Origin of the sequence: Pseudomonas sp. QE6, assembly GCF_041379005.1 — a bacterium.
GTDB lineage: Bacteria > Pseudomonadota > Gammaproteobacteria > Pseudomonadales > Pseudomonadaceae > Pseudomonas.
The window spans coordinates 1,198,556-1,216,667 of sequence record NZ_CP166873.1 but is presented as its reverse complement, the minus strand read 5'-3'; the positions used below and the strand labels follow the sequence as shown (position 1 = coordinate 1,216,667).

Here is an 18,112-nt window from a genome sequence, read left to right as displayed (position 1 = left end):
GTCCATGGACCGCCAGGAAAGGATGCAACATGGCTATCAAGACCCCCGTTCCCCGCCAGCAGAAGCACCTCGCCGTCCTGATTGACGCCGACAACGCCCCCGCCGCCATCGTCGAAGGGCTGTTCGAAGAGATCGCCAAGTACGGCGTCGCCAGCGTAAAGCGCATCTACGGTGACTGGACCAAGCCACAACTGGGCAAGTGGAAGCAGGTGCTGCTGGACCACTCCATCCAGCCGATGCAGCAGTTCGCCTATACCAGTGGCAAGAACGCCACCGACAGCGCGCTGATCATCGACGCCATGGACCTGCTGTACACCCGTCGTTTCGATGGCTTCTGCCTGGTCTCCAGCGACAGCGACTTCACCCGCCTGGCCGCGCGGCTGCGCGAGGAAGGGCTGACCGTCTACGGCTTCGGCGAGGAAAAGACACCCAAGCCCTTCGTCTCTGCCTGCGACAAGTTCGTCTATACGGAGATCCTGCGCGCCACGCCGGAGACGCTGGCCGAGCCGCCCGCGGCCAGCGATAGATCGGCCGCCCCTAATGTCGAAGATGCGCCCAAGCCAGCCGCCAAACCGAAACCTCAGAAGGTTCCGCTCGAATTCATCGCCAAGGTGCTTGATGACATCGCCGACGACGATGACGACTGGGTACATTTGGGCGCGCTTGGTCAGAACATCAGCAAACTGCGCCCTGCATTCGACTCACGCCTGTACGGCTTCAAGAAGCTCAGCGACCTGATCAAGGGACACCCGAAGCGCTTCGAGCTTCAGGCCAGGGGCGGTGCCAACGGTGGGAGCAAAGACTTCTACGTGCGCAACGTCAGCACCGCGCACTGAGGCGGCGCGACGAATCCGGACATCTGCCACAGCTCAACACCCGGTGCGTAGTGAGCGGCTAGAGTACCTCCAGATGACGGCCAGGGAAGCCCACATGCGCCCCCTCTTGATTTCAATGCTCATGCTACTCGCCACCAGCATTGCCCACGCCGGTACCCTGCGTTGCGGTACCAGCCTGATCAACGAAGGCGACCCGATGGACGAGGTGCTCGCCAAGTGCGGGCAGCCGGACAAGCGCGCCATCGTCCCGCCGACTCCGCCCCGACGCGGGCAGGACGGCGAGATCATCCCCGGCAGCCCGCAACTGGAAACCTGGATGTACGGCCCCGCCAACGGTGCCTATCGCTACCTGCGCTTCCGTGACACCACGCTCGAGCTGATACGGACTTCACGCAAGGAGGAAATTTGAGAGGCCTCCTCCCCCGAACGAGGGCGGTATGTGCTGGGTAGCTCCCTCAGCCGGCACGGAACGCGCCCTCTCCCTCCAAGAGAGGGCCCGGGTGACGGCTGCCCCGACACGAATGGCGCAGGTGCCGCCTCTCCCGGGGCCCAGTCTTTGTGCGCCGCACCCTTACCAAAGGCATCTACCCATCGGGGCGGCATCTCCCTAGACTGGTCGCCTTCGCCAATCCGGAGGGCACCATGCAAACCACCTTCAACTTCACCCTCGGCGTCGACCCTCGCGCGCGCGAGGTAGTCGTCCAGGGCCTGCTCGCCTACAACTTCGAGCAGATGGGCCGCAGCAACACCTACGACGACTTCGAGCTCTACGCCCGCGACGAGCAGGGCGAAGTGGTCGGCGGCATGTTCGGCCAATCGGGCATGGGCTGGCTCTACATCGACTACCTCTGGCTGCCGGGCGACCAGCGCGGCAACGGCCTCGGCGCCCAGCTCATCGCCCACGCCGAAGCGGAAGCCCGCCGCCGTGGCTGCGTAGGGGTGTTCCTCTACACCTACAGCTTCCAGGCGCCGGGCTTCTATGAGAAGCAGGGCTTCGAGCGCATGGGCGTGCTGGAAGATTGCCCGCCGGGGCATCAGCGGATTTACCTGAAGAAGCATTTCGGCTGATCGCCGATGGGGCTCGCTTCTACGCGGCGCGATGAACTCCCGTAGGAGCGGACTCCGTCCGCGATGCACTTGTAGGGCGCATAACGCCTAAAGCGTTATCCGCCGTCCTGGTCGGTGTTTCTGCGCCGCTTCGGCGTGTGCTGAGAGATTTTGTTTCGCCCCCTCGGGCGAGTCACTTTTCTCAAACGTCGGATAGCCGCCCTCACAAAAGGAACCAAAAGGGCTCGTCCCGACATCCGGGTCCGGCTTCGCCGGACTCCCCTCCTTCCGGTATCGCTCCGAGGGTCGGCGTAGAAGGGCCATCCCTGGCTCTCTTAGCGGGGACGCCTAGTCCTCTCGCGGCATCCATGCCGCTCGCCCCTCTGCGCAATACCTCCACTCGGCCTCCTGACGGGACTCTGCGCGCGCCTATGACTCTGGCTGCTTCATGCAGGACTGATCTTCGTAGGATGGCGTAGAGCGAAGCGAAACCCATCACGGCGGATAACGCTGCGCGTTATTCGCCCTACGGGTATTCATCCGGCAACGTGGGTGCAGGGATGAGCCTTCGCGGACAAGGTCCGCTCCTACGAAGGCATACGCACCGCATAGCTCTGGCTCTGGCTCTGGCTCTGGCTTTAAAGACTTCCAGGGAAATCTCCGCACGCACCGGAGCGCCCCTTCAGGAGGCCGAGTGGAATCGGAGTTTCAGGGGTTGAGCGGCATGGATGCCGCGAGAGCCGCGATGGGCCAGGGATGGCCCTTCGCGGCGGGCCCCTGAAACTTCGATGGAGCGAGGGGACCCCGGCGAAGCCGGGGCCGGATGATGGGGCAAGACCTTTGCCCACTTTGGGTCGTTTGCCAAAGTGGGTCGCCCGAGGGGGCGAAACAAAAAGTCCCCGCGCACACAGAAGCGGCGCAGAAACACCCAAACCAGAGACGAAAAGCATCGCGGACAACGTCCGCTCCTACAGTCCTCCCGGAATCGGCCGGCTTGCTGGGAAATCCGCTCCATTTCTATCCTCCCGCCGTTACATTCCGTGACCCGGGTTTGGCGACCTGGTTGTTGATAGGCGCGATTGCGCCACAAGGTGCGTGCGAAAACGGCGTAAGTTTTTGCAGGCATTCGCACAACTGCAGAATTTTCTGCAACGCTAATGGCAGATCGCGCGGGGAGACCCTCGTGTCTGCCGGGTCCTATCAACCGGTTCGCCAACCCCGCGCGGTCTGCCTCCCTTCGTTTGGCGACGCAGGTGGCAGCTCATTCAATTGATAGGAGCTCCATCCATGCACGACGCATACACCCCAACCTTCTTCACCCGCCACAAACGCTTCCTGCGCGGCGTCATGATCGACAACCAGGCCTGGTTCGTCGCCTCGGACATCGCCCGCCTGCTCGCCTACCGCTTCCCTCACAGCATCCACCACCGCTTCTACGATCACGAAGTCCGCACCGTCCAACTCGCGTACAGCACCGGCACGGAAGAGCAAACCGTGATGCTCAGCGAAGCCGCCGTATACAAGGCCCTGCTCCGCTTCGGCCACCCGAACTCGAAGCCCTCGACCGCTGGCTGACCCAGGACGTCATCCCAACCCTGCGCGACGAACGCGCACCGGAAACCGAAGCACCCCGACGCGTGATGCTCGCGTGGAATACGAAGCGATGGATGCTGAACTGGCAGGGCGGAATCTGGATGCGCTGGGAGGACGTGCTGAGACTCATCTGGTCCGACTAGCCCGAATGAAAAAGGGCCGGTCTTCCGACCGGCCCTTCTCGCTTACCTATCCACCATCAACCATTGCTGGGGAAGGCGAACTGCGCCGCTTCGTGCGACTTGCGCTGCGGCCAGCGCTGGGTGATGGCCTTGCGCTTGGTGTAGAAGCGCACGCCGTCCGGGCCGTAGGCGTGGAGGTCGCCGAACAGCGAACGCTTCCAGCCGCCGAAGCTGTGGTAGGCCACCGGTACCGGCAGCGGTACGTTGACGCCGACCATGCCGACTTCGATCTCGTCACAGAACAGGCGGGCCGCTTCGCCGTCGCGGGTGAAGATGCAGGTGCCGTTGCCGTATTCGTGGTCGTTGATCAGCTTCATGGCGTCTTCGAGGCTGTTCACGCGGACGATGCACAGGACCGGGCCGAAGATTTCTTCCTTGTAGATGGTCATCTCGGGGGTCACCTGGTCGAACAGGGTGCCGCCGACGAAGAAGCCGTTCTCGTGGCCGGCAACCTTGTAGCCACGGCCGTCGACCAGCAGCTTGGCGCCCTGCTCGACGCCGCTGTCGATGTAGCCGGTGACCTTGGCCTGCGCCACGCCAGTGACCAGCGGGCCCATGTCGAGGCCGCAGGAGGTGCCGGCGCCGATCTTCAGGCCCTTGATCTGCGGGACGATCTTGTCGACCAGCGCGTCGGCGATCTGGTCGCCCACGCAGACCGCCACGGAGATGGCCATGCAACGCTCGCCGCAGGAGCCGTAGGCCGCGCCCATCAGGGCGCTGACGGCGTTGTCCAGGTCGCAGTCGGGCATCAGTACGGCGTGGTTCTTGGCGCCGCCCAGGGCCTGCACGCGCTTGCCGCGCTTGGTGCCTTCGGAATAGATGTATTCGGCGATCGGGGTCGAGCCGACGAAGCTCAGTGCCTTGACTTCCGGGGCCTCGATCAGCGCGTCCACGGCTTCCTTGTCGCCGTGCACGACGTTCAGCACGCCCTTGGGCAGGCCGGCTTCTTCGAAGAGTTCGGCGATCAGCAGGGTGGAGCTCGGGTCACGCTCGGACGGCTTCAGCACGAAGGTGTTGCCGCAGGCGATGGCCAGCGGGTACATCCACAGCGGAACCATGGCCGGGAAGTTGAACGGGGTGATGCCGGCGACCACGCCGATGGGCTGGAAGTCACTCCAGGCGTCGATGTTCGGGCCGACGTTGCGGGTGTATTCGCCCTTGAGGATTTCCGGGGCGGCGCAGGCGTATTCGACGTTCTCGATACCGCGCTTGAGTTCGCCGGCGGCGTCTTCGAGGGTCTTGCCGTGTTCTTCGCTGATCAGCTGGCTGATGCGCTGCTCGTTGGCTTCGAGCAGTTGCTTGAAGCGGTACAGGACCTGGGCACGCTTGGCCGGCGGGGTGTTGCGCCAAGCCGGGAAGGCGGCCTTGGCGGCGTCGATGGCCTTCTGCACGGTGGCGCGGCTGGCCAGGGGGACCTTGCGCACGGCTTCGCCGGTGGACGGGTTGAAGACGTCGGCGCTGCGGCCGGTGTCGGCGATCAGTTCGCCGCCGATCAGGTGCTTGACGGTGCTCATGGGTTGTCTCTTCTCGCTTGAGTGGTTCGGGTGAAGGGCTTCAAGAGCCCCTCTCCCCAGCCCTCTCCCTGAAGGGAGAGGGGGCTTGTTCGATGTGTGGGCGGAGCCGCGTGGCTCGCCGGGCACTGCACTTTAAAAGGAGTTTCCCGGCCAAGCCTTCTCGCGTGCCCGCGCGCTCAGTGGTCGTGCGGCTGCCCGTCCTTGAGCTCGATCTCGATGAAGGCCACTTCGTGATCGCAGGGGTTGATCACGTTGTGCTCGGTACCGATCTGGCGGGTGTAGCTCTGGCCCAGGACCAGCGGCGCGCGCCGCTCGCCCTCGGGGGTTTCCAGCAGCAGCTCGCCGCCCGTCACCGGGACCACGACGTACTCCATGCCGTGGCGGTGCCAGCCGGTCTCGGCGCCAGGGGCGAAACGCCACTCGGTGACCAGGACCTTGTCGTTGTCGATCTGTACCGTGGGGACGGCCTTGGGACGCTCGCTCACTTAAGCCACCCCGTTGAGGGCATCGCCGACGGCGCTGAACAGGCGGTCCAGGTCTTCGCGCTTGGCGTTGAAGGTCGGGCCGAACTGCAGGGTGTCGCCGCCGAAGCGCACGTAGAAGCCTTCTTTCCACAGCTTCATGCTGGCTTCGAACGGACGCACGATGGCGTCGCCGTCGCGGCCGGCGATCTGGATCGCGCCGGCCAGGCCACAGTTGCGGATGTCGATGACGTTCTTCGCGCCCTTCAGGCCGTGGATGGCCTTCTCGAAGTACGGCGCCAGCTCCAGGGACTGCTGGATCAGGTTTTCCTTCTCCAGCAGGTCCAGCGCGGCGATGCCGGCGGCGCAGGCGACCGGGTGCGCGGAGTAGGTGTAGCCATGGCCGAATTCCACCGCGTATTCCGGCAGGTTCTGGCCCATGAAGGTGTCGTAGATTTCGCTGCTGGCGATCACCGCGCCCATGGGGATGGCGCCGTTGGTGACCTGCTTGGCGACGTTCATGATGTCCGGAGTCACGCCGAAGTATTCGGCGCCGGTGGCCTTGCCCATGCGGCCGAAGGCGGTGATCACTTCGTCGAAGATCAGCAGGATGTTGTGCTGGTCGCAGATTTCGCGCAGGCGCTGCAGGTAGCCCTTCGGCGGTACCAGTACGCCGGCGGAACCGGACATCGGCTCGACGATGACGGCGGCGATGTTGGACGCGTCATGCAGTTCGATCAGCTTGAGCAGCTCGTTGGCCAGCTCGACGCCGCCGGTCTCGGCCATGCCCGGAGTGAAGGCCATGCCCGGCTGCAGGGTGTGCGGCAGGTGGTCGACGTCCATCAGCTGGCCGAACATCTTGCGGTTGCCGCCGATGCCGCCCAGGGAGGTGCCGGCGACGTTCACGCCGTGGTAGCCACGGGCGCGACCGATCAGCTTGGTCTTCTGCGACTGGCCTTTGATGCGCCAGTAGGCACGGGCCATCTTGATGGAGGTGTCGGCGCACTCGGAACCCGAGCCGGTGAAGAACACGTGGTTCAGGTTGCCGGGGGTCATCTGGGCGATCTTCTCGGCCAGCTTGAAGGACAGCGGGTGGCCGTACTGGAAGCCCGGGGAGTAGTCGAGGGTGGTCAGCTGCCTGGACACCGCGTCGGCGATTTCCTTGCGCGAGTGGCCGGCGCCGCAGGTCCACAGGCCGGAGAGGCTGTCGTAGATCTTGCGGCCCTTGTCGTCGACCAGGTAGCTGCCTTCTGCGCCGACGATGATGCGCGGGTCCTTGTGGAAGTTGCGGTTGGCGCTGAAGGGCATCCAGTGGGCCTTCAGGTTCAGTTCGCTGGCCACCGACGGGGTGACGTTCACGTGCTGGTTCATGGAGCTTGTCCTCGACGACAGTCTTGTTGGGCGCGCAGGCCGCGTCGGGCCTGGTGTATTAGGACTAGATTGGGCCTGACTAAACGTGAGTTAAAGCCTATTCTTCTCACGTTCAGTTTCGAATCGGTAAAACTAAAATGGCAAAATCCCGCGCCCCCTCCCTGGGCCAGGTCAGCGACTTCGAGATCCGCCTGCTGCGGATCTTCAAAACCATAGTCGAGTGCGGCAGCTTCTCGGCCGCGGAAAGCACGCTGGGCATCAGCCGCTCGGCCATCAGCCTGCACATGGGCGACCTGGAGAAACGTCTGGGCATGCGCCTGTGCCAGCGCGGCCGCGCCGGCTTCGCCATGACCGACGAGGGCCGCGAGGTGTACCGCGCCACCCAGTCGCTGCTGGCGGCGCTGGAGGGCTTCCGCGCAGAAGTGAACGAGCTGCACCAGCACCTGCGCGGCGCGCTGAACATCGGCATCATCAACAACCTGGTGACCCTGCCGCAGATGCGCATCACCCACGCCTTGCGCACCCTGAAGGCCAGCGGGCCGGGGGTGCGGATCAATATCGGCATGACCACGCCCAACGAGATCGAGCTGGGCGTGCTCGACGGACGCCTGCACGTGGGCGTGGTGCCGCTGATCAGTCCGCTGTCGGGGCTGGAGTACTCCTCTCTCTATGAAGAACGCTCGTTGCTGTACTGCAGCCGCGAACACCCGCTGTTCGAGCGCGACGACGCGAGCATCACGGTGGAGGAGGTACACGCCTGCGATGCCGTGGCGCCGAGCTATCGCATCCCCGCCGAGGCGCAGGAGCGGCATCAGGAACTGCGCGGCGGCGCCAATGCCTCCGACCGCGAGGGCATGGCCTTCCTGATCCTCACCGGCAGCTATATCGGCTACCTGCCCGACCACTACGCCGCCGACTGGGTCGCCCAGGGCCGCATGCGGGCGCTGCGGCCGGAGCGCTTCCACTACGACATCCCGCTGACCGTGGTGACCCGCAAGGGCCGCCGGCCGAACCTGGTGCTGGAGCGGTTCCTGGAGGCGGTGGCGGAGAGTCGCTGATCCGTACCCGTAGGGCGTATAGCGCTCCGCGTTATACGCCGATTGGCCTTGGCTTCAGGGCATTCCGAGATCAGCCACGGAGCTGCGATAGGGCGAGGTGTATCGGCGTACAACCGCGAACGGTTGTACGCCCTACGCGGCTGGCCCAAAGCCCGGAAAAACCGCCTACAGCGCCCTGCCCACATCCTGCCTATCCAATTTGTCATCCCAGCCACCAAAAATCCTATACCCCCGCCCTTTCGGCCCTCATGCCGCGTGGCTTGCGGCCCGACAGCTTTTCCCTAGCCAGCGACTACAAAAAACATAATTTCGCTATTGCCAGCCTCTGAACAGAATGCGCCCAAGCACCTCGCTACTAGCCGCAACAAGCAGAACAACGAGATCAGAGTCAGAGGAAGCAAGCCATGACCGAGCTGAATCCGAACGCCTTCGCCAAGAAGTCGCTCGATAACCTGGAAATCGATACGCTGGTCGTTGGCGCCGGTCAGGCCGGCGTGGCCATGAGCGAGCACCTGACCAGCCTGGGCGTACCGCACATCGTGCTCGAGAAGAGCCGCATCGCCGAAGCCTGGCGCACCGGCCGCTGGGACTCCCTGGTCGCCAACGGCCCGGCCTGGCACGACCGCTTCCCGAACATGGAATTCTCCGTCGGCCCGGACGAGTTCCCGGCCAAGGAGCAGGTAGCGGACTACTTCGTCGCCTACGCCAAGCAGTTCAACGCGCCGATCCACACCGGCGTGGAAGTGAAGAAGGTGACCCGCAACAACGGCCGTCCCGGCTTCACCGTGGAAACCTCCGAAGGCACCCTCCAGGCCCTGCGCATCGTTTCCGCCACCGGCCCGTTCCAGCGCCCGGTGATCCCTGCCATTGCGCCGAAGACCGAGAGCCTGCAGCAGATCCACTCGGCCCAGTACTACAACCCGCAGCAGCTGCCCGAAGGCGCCGTGCTGGTGGTGGGCGCCGGCTCCTCCGGCGTGCAGATCGCCGACGAGCTGAACCGCGCCGGCAAGAAGGTCTTCCTCTCCGTGGGCGCCCATGACCGTCCGCCGCGCTCCTACCGCAACCGCGACTTCGTCTGGTGGCTGGGCGTGCTCGGCCTGTGGGACGCCGAGGAAGTGCAGCCGGGCCGCGAGCACGTGACCATCGCCGTGAGCGGCGCCCGTGGCGGCGAGACCATCGATTTCCGCCGCCTGGCCAACGAGGGCATCACCCTGGTCGGCCTGACCAAGGCCTTCGAAGGTGGCAAGGTGACCTTCCAGGACGACCTGCTGAAGAACCTCAAGGCGGGCGACGAGAACTACCTGGGCCTGCTGGACGCCGCCGATGCCTACATCGAGCGCAACGGCCTGGACCTGCCGGAAGAGCCGGAGGCCCGCAGGGTCTACCCGGACGCCGAGTGCGTGCGCAACCCGATCCTGGAACTGGACCTGGCCGCCGCCGGCATCACCTCGATCATCTGGGCCACCGGCTACGCCGTGGACTTCGACTGGCTGCAGGTCGATGCCTTCGACGAGAAGGGCAAGCCCAAGCACCAGCGTGGCGTATCCCGCGAGCCGGGCGTGTACTTCGTCGGCCTGCCGTGGCTGTCGCGCCGGGGTTCCTCGTTCATCTGGGGTGTCTGGCACGACGCCAAGCACGTGGCCGGCCACATCGCCACCCAGCGTAAATATGTCGAATACCAGGACGCTTCGCAGCGCGAAGCCTCCGTTCAAAAAGCCGCTTCCTGGGAGTAAGAGATGCCTACCCATACTCGCATCCGCATGTTCAACACCAAGGACACCTATCCGAACCAGACCCTGGACAACGACCTCTGCCAGGCCGTACGCGCCGGCAACACCGTGTACGTACGCGGCCAGGTCGGCACCGACTTCGAGGGCAACCTGGTAGGGCTGGGCGACCCGCGCGCCCAGGCCGAGCAGGCGATGAAGAACGTCAAGCAGCTGCTCGAAGAAGCCGGCAGCGACCTGTCGCACATCGTCAAGACCACCACCTACATCATCGACCCGCGCTACCGCGAGCCGGTGTACCAGGAAGTCGGCAAGTGGCTGAAGGGCGTGTTCCCGATCTCCACCGGCCTGGTGGTGTCGGCCCTCGGCCAGCCGCAGTGGCTGATGGAGATCGACGTCATCGCGGTGATCCCGGACTGATGGACGGCTGAGGCGAAGCGGCGACGCGGGGATCCCCCTGCCTCGCCGTTTTGTCGTTTACGACGCAAGATTGATTAAGGAGCTCCCATGACCTTTTCCATCGTTGGACGCTGCGCCGAAACCGGCCAGCTGGGTATCGCCATCAGCTCCTCGAGCATTGCCGTGGGCGCTCGTTGCCCCTGGGTTCGCGCCGGCGTTGGCGCGGTGGCCACACAGAACGTCACCCTGCCGGCCCTCGGCCCGCAGATCCTCGACCTGCTGGAGACCGGCCTGGAGCCGGGCGCGGCGCTGGACAAGGCGCTGTCGAGCAACGGCTACAGCCAGTACCGCCAGGTGACCGTGATCGACCAGCACGGCAAGGTCGCGCTGTTCACCGGCAGCGAAGCGCTGGGCGTGAACCACGCGGTGGCCGGCGAGAACTGCGTGGCGGCGGGCAACCTGCTGTCCTCCACGTCGATCATGGAAGCCATGACCAAGGCATTCGAGCAGGCCGACGGCTGCCTGGCCGAACGCCTGCTGGCGGCCATGCAGGCGGCGATGGCCGCCGGTGGCGAAGCCGGCCCCGTGCATTCGGCGGCGATGAAGGTGGTGGGCGATCTGGTCTGGCCGATCGTCGACCTGCGCGTAGACTGGGCCGACGAGGCGCCGATCGATGAGCTGGAGAAGCTCTGGATCGCCTACAAGCCGCAGCTGCAGGACTATCTCACCCGCGCCCTCGACCCGACCAAGGCGCCGAGCTACGGCGTACCGGGCGACGAGTAACGCCGTACCTCGCCTGCGAGAGCCCCTCTCCCTAACCCTCTCCCTGAAGGGAGAGGGGACAGATCGGCGCAGGATGAAACAGAGCTGTCAGCCGGTAAGGACAGCTCCCTCTCCCTTCAGGGAGAGGGCGGGGGAGAGGGTAGCCGCGCGTGCATTGAAGTACTGCATCGCCAAAGAACGCTCTGAAGCAGGACCCGACCATGTCTACCAGCCGTGAAATCCTCGCCAAGCTGATCGCCTTCGACACCGTCAGCCGCAATCCCAACCTGGCGCTGATCGAATACATCCGCGACTACCTCGCAGGTCTAGGCGTCGAGAGCGAGCTGTTCTACGACGCCGAAGGCGGCAAGGCCAACCTCTACGCCACCCTCGGCCCGCGGGATCGCGGCGGCGTATGCCTGTCCGGGCATACCGACGTGGTGCCGGTGGACGGGCAGAACTGGACGGTCCCGCCGTTCGAGCTGACCGAGCGCGACGGTCGCCTCTACGGCCGTGGCACGGCGGACATGAAGGGCTACATCGCCTGCGTGCTGGCGGCGGTTCCGGCCTTCCTCGCCCAGCCGTTGCGCCTGCCGGTGCACCTGGCCTTCTCCTATGACGAAGAAGTCGGCTGCCTGGGCGTGCGCTCGCTGATCGCCGCATTGGAGCAGCGCAAACACAAGCCGATGGTCTGCATCATTGGCGAGCCCACCGAACTCAAGCCGGTGCTGGGGCACAAGGGCAAGCTGGCGATGCGCTGCAACGTCCATGGCGCGGCCTGCCACTCGGCCTATGCACCGCAGGGCGTGAACGCCATCGAGTACGCGGCCAGGCTGATCGGCCGCCTCGGCGAGATCGGCACCCGCCTGGCGGAGCCTGCGCGCCACGACCCGCGCTTCGATCCGCCCTACTCCACCGTGCAGACCGGCGTTATCAATGGCGGCCGCGCGCTGAACATCGTGCCCGCCGAATGCCAATTCGATTTCGAAGTGCGCGCGCTGCCCAGTGACGACCCGCAACAGGTCGCCGATGACCTGCGCGCGTTTGCCGAGACCGAACTGCTGCCGAAGATGCGCGCAGTGAAGGCCGAGGCGGACATCCGCTTCACCCCGCTGTCCGCCTACCCGGCACTGGCCACCGACCCGCAGACCGAGGCGGCCGACCTGATCGCCCTGCTCAGCGGCTCCCGCGAGTTCTCCACCGTGGCCTATGGCACCGAGGGCGGGCTGTTTGACCAGGTCGGCATTCCCACCGTGGTCTGCGGCCCCGGCAGCATGGACCAGGGGCACAAGCCGGACGAGTTCGTCAGCCTGGAGCAGCTGGCGAAGTGCGACGCGATGATGGCGCGCCTGGCAGAGTGGCTGCGCGGCTGATGTGAGCAAAGCCGCGCGCGAGGTGTGCATCGCGTAGGAGCAACTGTCTTCTTCCGGGTAGTCCGTGCCGATGCCTACCCCTCACCCCATCCCTCTCCCTCAGGGAGAGGGGGCAGTCCGAGCCGGCTGACGCGAAGGTTTCATCCTGCACCAAACGGTCCCCTCTCCCCCTGGGAGAGGGTTAGGGTGAGGGCCAAACCGAGCGCAGATGCATCTCGTACAAGCGGACCTTGCCCGCGAAATCCCGACGCCGTGCCACGGCCATCGCGGATAAGATCTGCTCCTACAGGTGAGGCGCAACGCCGTCAGGCAAACGCCGCGCGCAACTCGTCCATGCTCGCGAAGTAATGCGCCGGGCTTTCCGCCAGCAGCTCTTCACGGCTGCCGAAGCCGTATCCAACGCCTGCGGCAGACAGGCCGTTGCGATGGGCGCCGATCAGGTCGTGCTTGCGGTCGCCGATCATCAGCGTCTGCTGCGGGTCCAGCCCTTCGAGGCCCAGCAGGTGCTCGATCAGCTCGACCTTGTTGGTGCGCGTGCCGTCCAGCTCGCTGCCGTAGATCACCTTGAAGTGGCGGGCGAAGTCGAAGTGCCGGGCGATCTCGGCGGCGAACACCGTCGGCTTGCTGGTGCAGATGTACAGCGTGCGGCCCTGGCCGCCGAGCAGTTCGAGCAGTTCGCCCACGCCGTCGAACACCTTGTTCTCGTACAGCCCGGTGTCCTTGAAGCGCACGCGGTAGTGGTTCACCGCCTCCCAGGCGCGCGCCTCGTCGAAGTCGTAGGTGCTCATGAAGCACTGCAGCAGCGGTGGGCCGATGAAGTGTTCGAGCTGGCGCAGGTCGGGTTCGTCGATGCCGAGCTGGGCGAGGGCGTACTGGATCGAGCGGGTGATGCCTTCACGCGGGTCGGTGAGGGTGCCGTCGAGGTCGAAGAGGATGTTCTGGTAATGCATGGGATCAGCGTCCGGCCGCGAAAGTCGGGCGGCAAGGATACTGCGCATGGTCGCCTGCGCGAAGCGTCAGGCGCCGAATGTCGCGCTCAGGGTGCGGATCCCTGTCCCTGGCGCAGCACACGAATCCCGCCGCTGGCGTCGATGGGCGGAGGCGGCGTGGCGCCAAAGGACTGAACGTCTTCAGTCCCCTCCCCATCCTCCACCGGTTGCGCCAGCTGCCCCGTCAGGCTTTGCCGGACCCGTCCGCCGAGGTAGTCGACACCCGCCATCACGCCGCCCTGCGGGTCATGCATCAGCGCCAGCCACTGTTCGTCGAAGGCTTCGTTGATCTCCTTGCGCAACTGGCTTTCCACCTCGGGCCGGTCGTGGTCGTTGCTGCTCAGGCTGAACAGGGTGAAAGCCACCGAGATGATCGAACCGGCGACCTTGCCGGCCGCGCTGGCGACTACCCCGGCGATGCTGCGATTGCGCAGCTCGTTGACCAGCTTGGCACTGGTTCGCTGGGCCACCGGCGAAACCCCGCTGACCTTGGTGCCGGCGCCCGCCTTGCCCGCCGCCTTGCGAATCGCCTGCATCAGCGCGGCGAAGGCCGGCAGTTCGCCGACGTCCTTGGCGCGCACCACGTCATACAGCGAAGCGTCGCGGCTCGACGGCGGACCGAGGGAAATCGCCGGAATGCCCCTCAGGTGCTCGTCGAAGGCCTTCTGCGGCACGCCGCGGCGCTGGGGAATCGCACCGAGGGCCTCCACCAGCTCGCCGATGTAACGCCGGGCGGCGGTTTCCATGATGGAATCGGGATCGAGTTCCTTCGCTACCGGCACCAGCACCTGCTGGTGGTATTCCTCCTGCAGGTAGGCCGCCAACCGATCCACCGTGGGATCAAGATCGCCCTGGGAGCCCATCTTGTACCAGGCGACCTTCATGCTCAGCCATTGCTGCGTCCAGTAGCTGGAAAACCAGGGGATGAACTTGCTGTCGGTGCGCTGGTAGACCAGGTCCATCCAGTGCTCCATGGCACCTTCGGCGTAGGCGCGGGCCTGGGACGTGGCATTGAGGGAGGCGGCGCCGATGTCGGCGTCCACCTGCCGCCAGGTGGCCTCGCTGACCGGACCGACAGGCTCGGGGGGGCGATGGGAACAACCGGCCAGCGCCAGCAGAAGCAACATGAGGACACCGCACCGTCGCCAGGGCGCCCCGATGGCACTGCAGAAACACAGACTGTTCATGGCCGCTCGCCGGCTCGACGGCGTCCGAAGGACCTGCCGCCCGCTCCTGACCCTGGCCGGGCACACAGAGCGCCCGGTCGTCCAGGCTTCAGTATAGGGCCGTGCATCGGCGCCAGCGGGCCGTCCGGCGGTTCCCGGCGAACGGCCCGCTGGCAACCGGAAGATGCTGTCGATTGACCTGCGTTGAGGCCGGTCGCCCGCAGGGCGGCTAGTCTGTAGCGCATCACCGCAAGGAATCCGCCGTGACCGACATCCCATTCACTCCCCGGAGGGAGCGCCACTACCGTGCTTGACCGCTATGGCCTGCTGGAAGTGATGCGCGCCTCGCGCCTGACCCAGTTCCCGATCAGCCCCGTACTGCGCGAAACCCATGGCCTAAAGGGGCGCCTGACGTTCTTCCTGCTGCTGGCCGGGGCCCTGGTGTTCACCTTCACCAGTCTCGGCCAGGACATTCGCGCCAGCGGCACACCGCTGCAAGCGGGCTGGCCGACGCTGGTCCTGGTCGTCGCCCTGCTGGTGGCGCTGGGCTTCGAATTCATCAACGGCTTCCACGACACGGCCAACGCCGTGGCCACGGTGATCTACACCAACGCGCTGCCGCCGCGTTTCGCGGTGGCCTGGTCGGGACTGTGGAATTTTCTCGGCGTGCTCTTCTCCAGCGGCGCGGTGGCCTTCGCCATCGTCTCGCTGCTGCCGCTGGACCTGTTGCTGAAGGTGGACAGCAACGCGGGCCTGGCGATGATCTTCGCCCTGCTGATCGCCTCGATCCTGTGGAACCTCGGCACCTGGTGGCTGGGACTGCCGGTGTCCTCGTCGCACACGCTGATCGGCTCCATCGTCGGCATCGGCCTGGCCCACGGCGCGATGGCCGGACACCTGGGCCTGTCCGGCAGTGCCTGGTCGCAGTTGCTGACGGTGGGCTATGCCCTGCTGCTGTCGCCGGTGGTCGGCTTCTTCAGCGCCTTCGTCCTGCTGCGGGTGATGAGCGCGGGCATCCGCAATCGCGCGCTGTTCCGCTCGCCCGAAGGGCGCACGCCGCCGCCCTGGTGGATTCGCGGATTGCTGATCGTCACCTGCACCGGGGTTTCCTTCGCCCATGGCTCGAACGACGGTCAGAAAGGCATCGGCCTGATCATGCTCATCCTGATTGCCACCGTTCCCCTGGCGTTCGCCGTGGATCGCGGCCACTCCCCGGAACAGTCCCGCCAGTTGCTGGGCCTGGCCCAGGCCAGCCAGGCACAACTGCAACATGCCGGCGGCGCCGCCAGTGGCGATCCGCGCCAGGTGCTGCTGGCCTATCAGGAGGACGCGCGCGTCGATGCGGGCCTGCTACCGGCGCTGGGCGCGGTCATCGGCGATGTCGCCGCGCGCCTGGAGCGGCACGGCGAGATGGCGAAGGTCCCCGGCGAGGAGGTACAGGCCCTGCGCAACGACCTGTACCTGAGCCTGGAGACCATCCGTCTGCTCGACCACAGCGAACAGCAGGTCGACCTGGAAACCTGGAGCACCCTGCAGGCACTGCGCAGCGAAGGCGAACGGACGATCCGCTTCATTCCCCTGTGGGTGAAGGTGGCCGTCGCCCTGGCGCTGGGCCTGGGCACCCTGGTGGGCTGGCGGCGCATCGTCACCACCGTCGGCGAAGGCATCGGCAAGACGCCAATGACCTACGCCCAGGGCGCCGCCGCACAACTGGTGGCGATGCTCACCATCGGCGCGGCGGACGGCTTCGGCCTGCCGGTGTCGACCACCCACGTGCTGTCCTCCGGCGTGGCGGGCACCATGGCCGCCAACGGCAGCGGCCTGCAATGGCCGACCATCCGCAACATGCTGCTGGCCTGGGTGCTCACCCTGCCGGCGGCCATCGGGCTCGCGGCGGGGTTGTACTGGGTGTTCGCGCGGGTGCTTTGATCGTTTCGCGGACAGAGTCCGCTCCTACGAGATGCATCTGCGCTCGGGTCGGCCCTCACCCTAACCCTCTCCCAGGGGGAGAGGGGACCGTCCGGTGCAGGATGAAAGCACTATGTCAGCCGGCACGATCTGGCTCCCTCTCCATGAGGGAGAGGGCTGGGGTGAGGGGGAAAGCCCTGGCACAGATTCAGCCGGGACAAGACAGTTGCTCCTACAACAGCTCCTCAACCAGCATGGTCGTAGGGCGTACAACCGTTCGCGGTTGTACGCCGACTCACCGATCCCAGCGCGCCTTCATGGCCAACCTCGAAGCGCGCTGGAACCAGGATCAATCGGCGTATAACGCGGAGCGTTATACACCCTACAGGCGTGAATCCGACCACCGGGCGGTTCACGCTGGCTGTGGAAAACTCCGTGGATTACTGTATTTATATACAGCATTCTTTCAGAGCCTTCCCACATGACCTTCCAGCTCCCACCCCGCGGCCGTGGCACCGCCAGCAATCCGCACAACCGTTTCGCGCCGACCACCTCGGTGCCTGTGGATAACGACTGGTTCGACGAGGTCCCCAGGCCCCAGGTGACCGAAATCCGCACCGAGCTGGCAAAGACCGTGATCTCTCGCAACCAGTCGCCAGACCTGCCCTTCGACCGCTCGATCAACCCCTATCGCGGCTGCGAGCATGGCTGCATCTACTGCTACGCGCGGCCCAGCCACGCCTACTGGGACCTGTCGCCAGGATTGGATTTCGAGACGAAGCTCATCGCCAAGAGCAACGCCGCCGAGGTGCTGGAGCAGGAATTGAGCAGGAAGGGCTACGTCTGCGCGCCGATCAACCTGGGCGCCAACACCGACCCCTACCAACCCATCGAGCGCCAGCAGCGCCTGACCCGGCAGATCCTCGACGTGCTGCTGCGCTTCCGCCATCCGGTGACCATCGTCACCAAGGGCTCGCTGATCCTGCGCGACCTCGACCTGCTGGCCGAACTGGCGAAGCTGAACCTGGTCGGGGTGATGATCAGCCTGACCACCCTGGACGATGAACTCAAACGCATCCTCGAACCCCGCGCCGCCGCACCCTCGGCGCGCTTGCGGGCGATCCGCGTGCTGCGCGAACAGGGCATTCCGGTGGGGGTTCTGTGTTCGCCGATGATTCCGATGATCAACGACCGCGAGCTGGAAGCGCTGCTGGAAGCGGCGCACGACGCCGGCGCGCAAAGCGCCAGCTACATGCTGCTGCGCCTGCCGCGGGAAGTCGGGCCGCTGTTCGAGGAATGGCTGGCGGCGCATTACCCGCAGCGCGCCAACCATGTGATGAGCCTGATCCGCCAGGTGCGCGGCGGGGAAATCTATGACAGCCGCTTCGGCCACCGCTTCCGTGGCGAGGGGCCGTTCGCCGAGTTGCTGGCCAAGCGCTTCGAGGTCGCCCTGCGCCGCCTCGGTCTGAACCGCCGTGGCGGCTTCGGCCTGGACTGCACGGCGTTCGCGCCACCGCGTAGCCAGATGAGTCTGTTCTGACGCATTGCGGGAAAATTCGACGAGCGCAACGACATCACGACAACATCGTAACGCCATGATAGCTTGCCGATATCATCGCTGAATATCGGCGAAACATCATGCAAAAGCTCATGCCAGAGCGGTTTTTAATTTTGGTTTAATCTTCCTTCTCTAGGGTTTGAGCACAAAGTGACTTACCGGTCACGA

General features: G+C 65.4%; 16 protein-coding genes. 11 read left to right on the top strand and 5 right to left on the bottom strand.

All coding sequences use genetic code 11. The features are described 5' to 3' along the window. The first annotated feature begins 29 nt into the window (after positions 1–29). The 4 genes from ACAW63_RS05510 to ACAW63_RS05495 all read left to right on the top strand — a co-directional run bounded on the left by ACAW63_RS05510 (position 30) and on the right by ACAW63_RS05495 (position 3,458). Positions 30–836 (top strand): NYN domain-containing protein, encoded by an 807-nt coding sequence (locus ACAW63_RS05510; RefSeq protein WP_371232228.1) that lies wholly within the window; start codon positions 30–32, stop codon positions 834–836. Between the two features lie 94 nt (positions 837–930). Further along, complete coding sequence (locus tag ACAW63_RS05505; RefSeq protein WP_275609571.1) at positions 931–1,245, top strand: DUF2845 domain-containing protein; 315 nt, start codon at positions 931–933, stop codon at positions 1,243–1,245. 233 nt (positions 1,246–1,478) lie between these two features. Further along, positions 1,479–1,904, top strand: coding sequence for a GNAT family N-acetyltransferase (locus tag ACAW63_RS05500; protein ID WP_371232226.1), 426 nt, complete (start codon positions 1,479–1,481; stop codon positions 1,902–1,904). Positions 1,905–3,170: 1,266 nt separating this feature from the next. Beyond that, the gene (locus ACAW63_RS05495) at positions 3,171–3,458 is read left to right on the top strand and encodes a BRO family protein (RefSeq protein WP_331315308.1); all 288 of its coding nucleotides are present in this window, start codon (positions 3,171–3,173) and stop codon (positions 3,456–3,458) included. 217 nt (positions 3,459–3,675) lie between these two features. On the opposite strand, the gene ACAW63_RS05490 is transcribed toward ACAW63_RS05495, so the two are convergent. The 3 genes from ACAW63_RS05490 to ACAW63_RS05480 form a co-directional block, all read right to left on the bottom strand. Beyond that, complete coding sequence (locus tag ACAW63_RS05490; RefSeq protein WP_371232223.1) at positions 3,676–5,172, bottom strand: CoA-acylating methylmalonate-semialdehyde dehydrogenase; 1,497 nt, start codon at positions 5,170–5,172, stop codon at positions 3,676–3,678. A 176-nt stretch (positions 5,173–5,348) separates the two neighbouring features. After that, positions 5,349–5,657, bottom strand: a complete 309-nt coding sequence (locus ACAW63_RS05485) for a cupin domain-containing protein (RefSeq protein WP_371232221.1) — start codon at positions 5,655–5,657, stop codon at positions 5,349–5,351. Further along, complete coding sequence (locus ACAW63_RS05480) at positions 5,658–7,004, bottom strand: aspartate aminotransferase family protein (RefSeq protein WP_371232219.1); 1,347 nt, start codon at positions 7,002–7,004, stop codon at positions 5,658–5,660. 137 nt (positions 7,005–7,141) lie between these two features. Here ACAW63_RS05480 and ACAW63_RS05475 point away from each other — a divergent pair, with 137 nt between their 5' ends. The 5 genes from ACAW63_RS05475 to argE all read left to right on the top strand — a co-directional run bounded on the left by ACAW63_RS05475 (position 7,142) and on the right by argE (position 12,323). Then, entirely contained in the window at positions 7,142–8,062 is a 921-nt protein-coding gene (locus ACAW63_RS05475) for a LysR family transcriptional regulator (RefSeq protein ID WP_371232217.1), read from the top strand. Between the two features lie 404 nt (positions 8,063–8,466). Beyond that, a complete protein-coding gene (locus tag ACAW63_RS05470; protein ID WP_371232215.1) occupies positions 8,467–9,795 on the top strand; it encodes a flavin-containing monooxygenase in 1,329 nt (442 codons plus the stop codon). Between the two features lie 3 nt (positions 9,796–9,798). Next, positions 9,799–10,209: a RidA family protein gene (locus tag ACAW63_RS05465; RefSeq protein ID WP_207884764.1), complete on the top strand. Its 411-nt coding sequence runs from the start codon at positions 9,799–9,801 to the stop codon at positions 10,207–10,209. A gap of 87 nt (positions 10,210–10,296) precedes the next feature. Next, complete coding sequence (locus ACAW63_RS05460; RefSeq protein WP_371232213.1) at positions 10,297–10,971, top strand: DUF1028 domain-containing protein; 675 nt, start codon at positions 10,297–10,299, stop codon at positions 10,969–10,971. A gap of 200 nt (positions 10,972–11,171) precedes the next feature. Continuing rightward, positions 11,172–12,323: an acetylornithine deacetylase gene (gene argE, locus ACAW63_RS05455; protein WP_370600424.1), complete on the top strand. Its 1,152-nt coding sequence runs from the start codon at positions 11,172–11,174 to the stop codon at positions 12,321–12,323. Between the two features lie 305 nt (positions 12,324–12,628). Here the strand turns inward: argE and ACAW63_RS05450 are convergent, their stop codons facing one another. Next, positions 12,629–13,273, bottom strand: a complete 645-nt coding sequence (locus ACAW63_RS05450; protein WP_371232211.1) for an HAD family hydrolase — start codon at positions 13,271–13,273, stop codon at positions 12,629–12,631. A gap of 86 nt (positions 13,274–13,359) precedes the next feature. Further along, positions 13,360–14,439, bottom strand: coding sequence for a hypothetical protein (locus tag ACAW63_RS05445; RefSeq protein WP_371232210.1), 1,080 nt, complete (start codon positions 14,437–14,439; stop codon positions 13,360–13,362). 375 nt (positions 14,440–14,814) lie between these two features. Between ACAW63_RS05445 and ACAW63_RS05440 the strand changes: the two genes are divergently transcribed. Both ACAW63_RS05440 and ACAW63_RS05435 read left to right on the top strand, forming a co-directional pair. Continuing rightward, positions 14,815–16,407, top strand: coding sequence for an inorganic phosphate transporter (locus tag ACAW63_RS05440; RefSeq protein WP_371234581.1), 1,593 nt, complete (start codon positions 14,815–14,817; stop codon positions 16,405–16,407). Positions 16,408–16,867: 460 nt separating this feature from the next. After that, on the top strand, positions 16,868–17,926 hold the full coding sequence (locus ACAW63_RS05435) for a PA0069 family radical SAM protein (RefSeq protein ID WP_371232208.1): 1,059 nt from the start codon (positions 16,868–16,870) through the stop codon (positions 17,924–17,926). The last annotated feature ends 186 nt before the right edge of the window (positions 17,927–18,112 follow it).

What these genes read in the sequence shown, in the direction of transcription:
- ACAW63_RS05440 (WP_371234581.1), top strand. Translation starts at nt 14,815, where the DNA reads ATGCGCGCCTCGCGCCTGACCCAGTTCCCGATCAGCCCCGTACTGCGC.
- argE (WP_370600424.1), top strand. Translation starts at nt 11,172, where the DNA reads ATGTCTACCAGCCGTGAAATCCTCGCCAAGCTGATCGCCTTCGACACC.
- ACAW63_RS05490 (WP_371232223.1), bottom strand. Translation starts at nt 5,172, where the DNA reads ATGAGCACCGTCAAGCACCTGATCGGCGGCGAACTGATCGCCGACACC.
- ACAW63_RS05435 (WP_371232208.1), top strand. Translation starts at nt 16,868, where the DNA reads ATGACCTTCCAGCTCCCACCCCGCGGCCGTGGCACCGCCAGCAATCCG.
- ACAW63_RS05495 (WP_331315308.1), top strand. Translation starts at nt 3,171, where the DNA reads ATGCACGACGCATACACCCCAACCTTCTTCACCCGCCACAAACGCTTC.
- ACAW63_RS05450 (WP_371232211.1), bottom strand. Translation starts at nt 13,273, where the DNA reads ATGCATTACCAGAACATCCTCTTCGACCTCGACGGCACCCTCACCGAC.
- ACAW63_RS05445 (WP_371232210.1), bottom strand. Translation starts at nt 14,439, where the DNA reads ATGTTGCTTCTGCTGGCGCTGGCCGGTTGTTCCCATCGCCCCCCCGAG.
- ACAW63_RS05480 (WP_371232219.1), bottom strand. Translation starts at nt 7,004, where the DNA reads ATGAACCAGCACGTGAACGTCACCCCGTCGGTGGCCAGCGAACTGAAC.
- ACAW63_RS05475 (WP_371232217.1), top strand. Translation starts at nt 7,142, where the DNA reads ATGGCAAAATCCCGCGCCCCCTCCCTGGGCCAGGTCAGCGACTTCGAG.
- ACAW63_RS05505 (WP_275609571.1), top strand. Translation starts at nt 931, where the DNA reads ATGCGCCCCCTCTTGATTTCAATGCTCATGCTACTCGCCACCAGCATT.
- ACAW63_RS05510 (WP_371232228.1), top strand. Translation starts at nt 30, where the DNA reads ATGGCTATCAAGACCCCCGTTCCCCGCCAGCAGAAGCACCTCGCCGTC.
- ACAW63_RS05470 (WP_371232215.1), top strand. Translation starts at nt 8,467, where the DNA reads ATGACCGAGCTGAATCCGAACGCCTTCGCCAAGAAGTCGCTCGATAAC.
- ACAW63_RS05460 (WP_371232213.1), top strand. Translation starts at nt 10,297, where the DNA reads ATGACCTTTTCCATCGTTGGACGCTGCGCCGAAACCGGCCAGCTGGGT.
- ACAW63_RS05500 (WP_371232226.1), top strand. Translation starts at nt 1,479, where the DNA reads ATGCAAACCACCTTCAACTTCACCCTCGGCGTCGACCCTCGCGCGCGC.
- ACAW63_RS05465 (WP_207884764.1), top strand. Translation starts at nt 9,799, where the DNA reads ATGCCTACCCATACTCGCATCCGCATGTTCAACACCAAGGACACCTAT.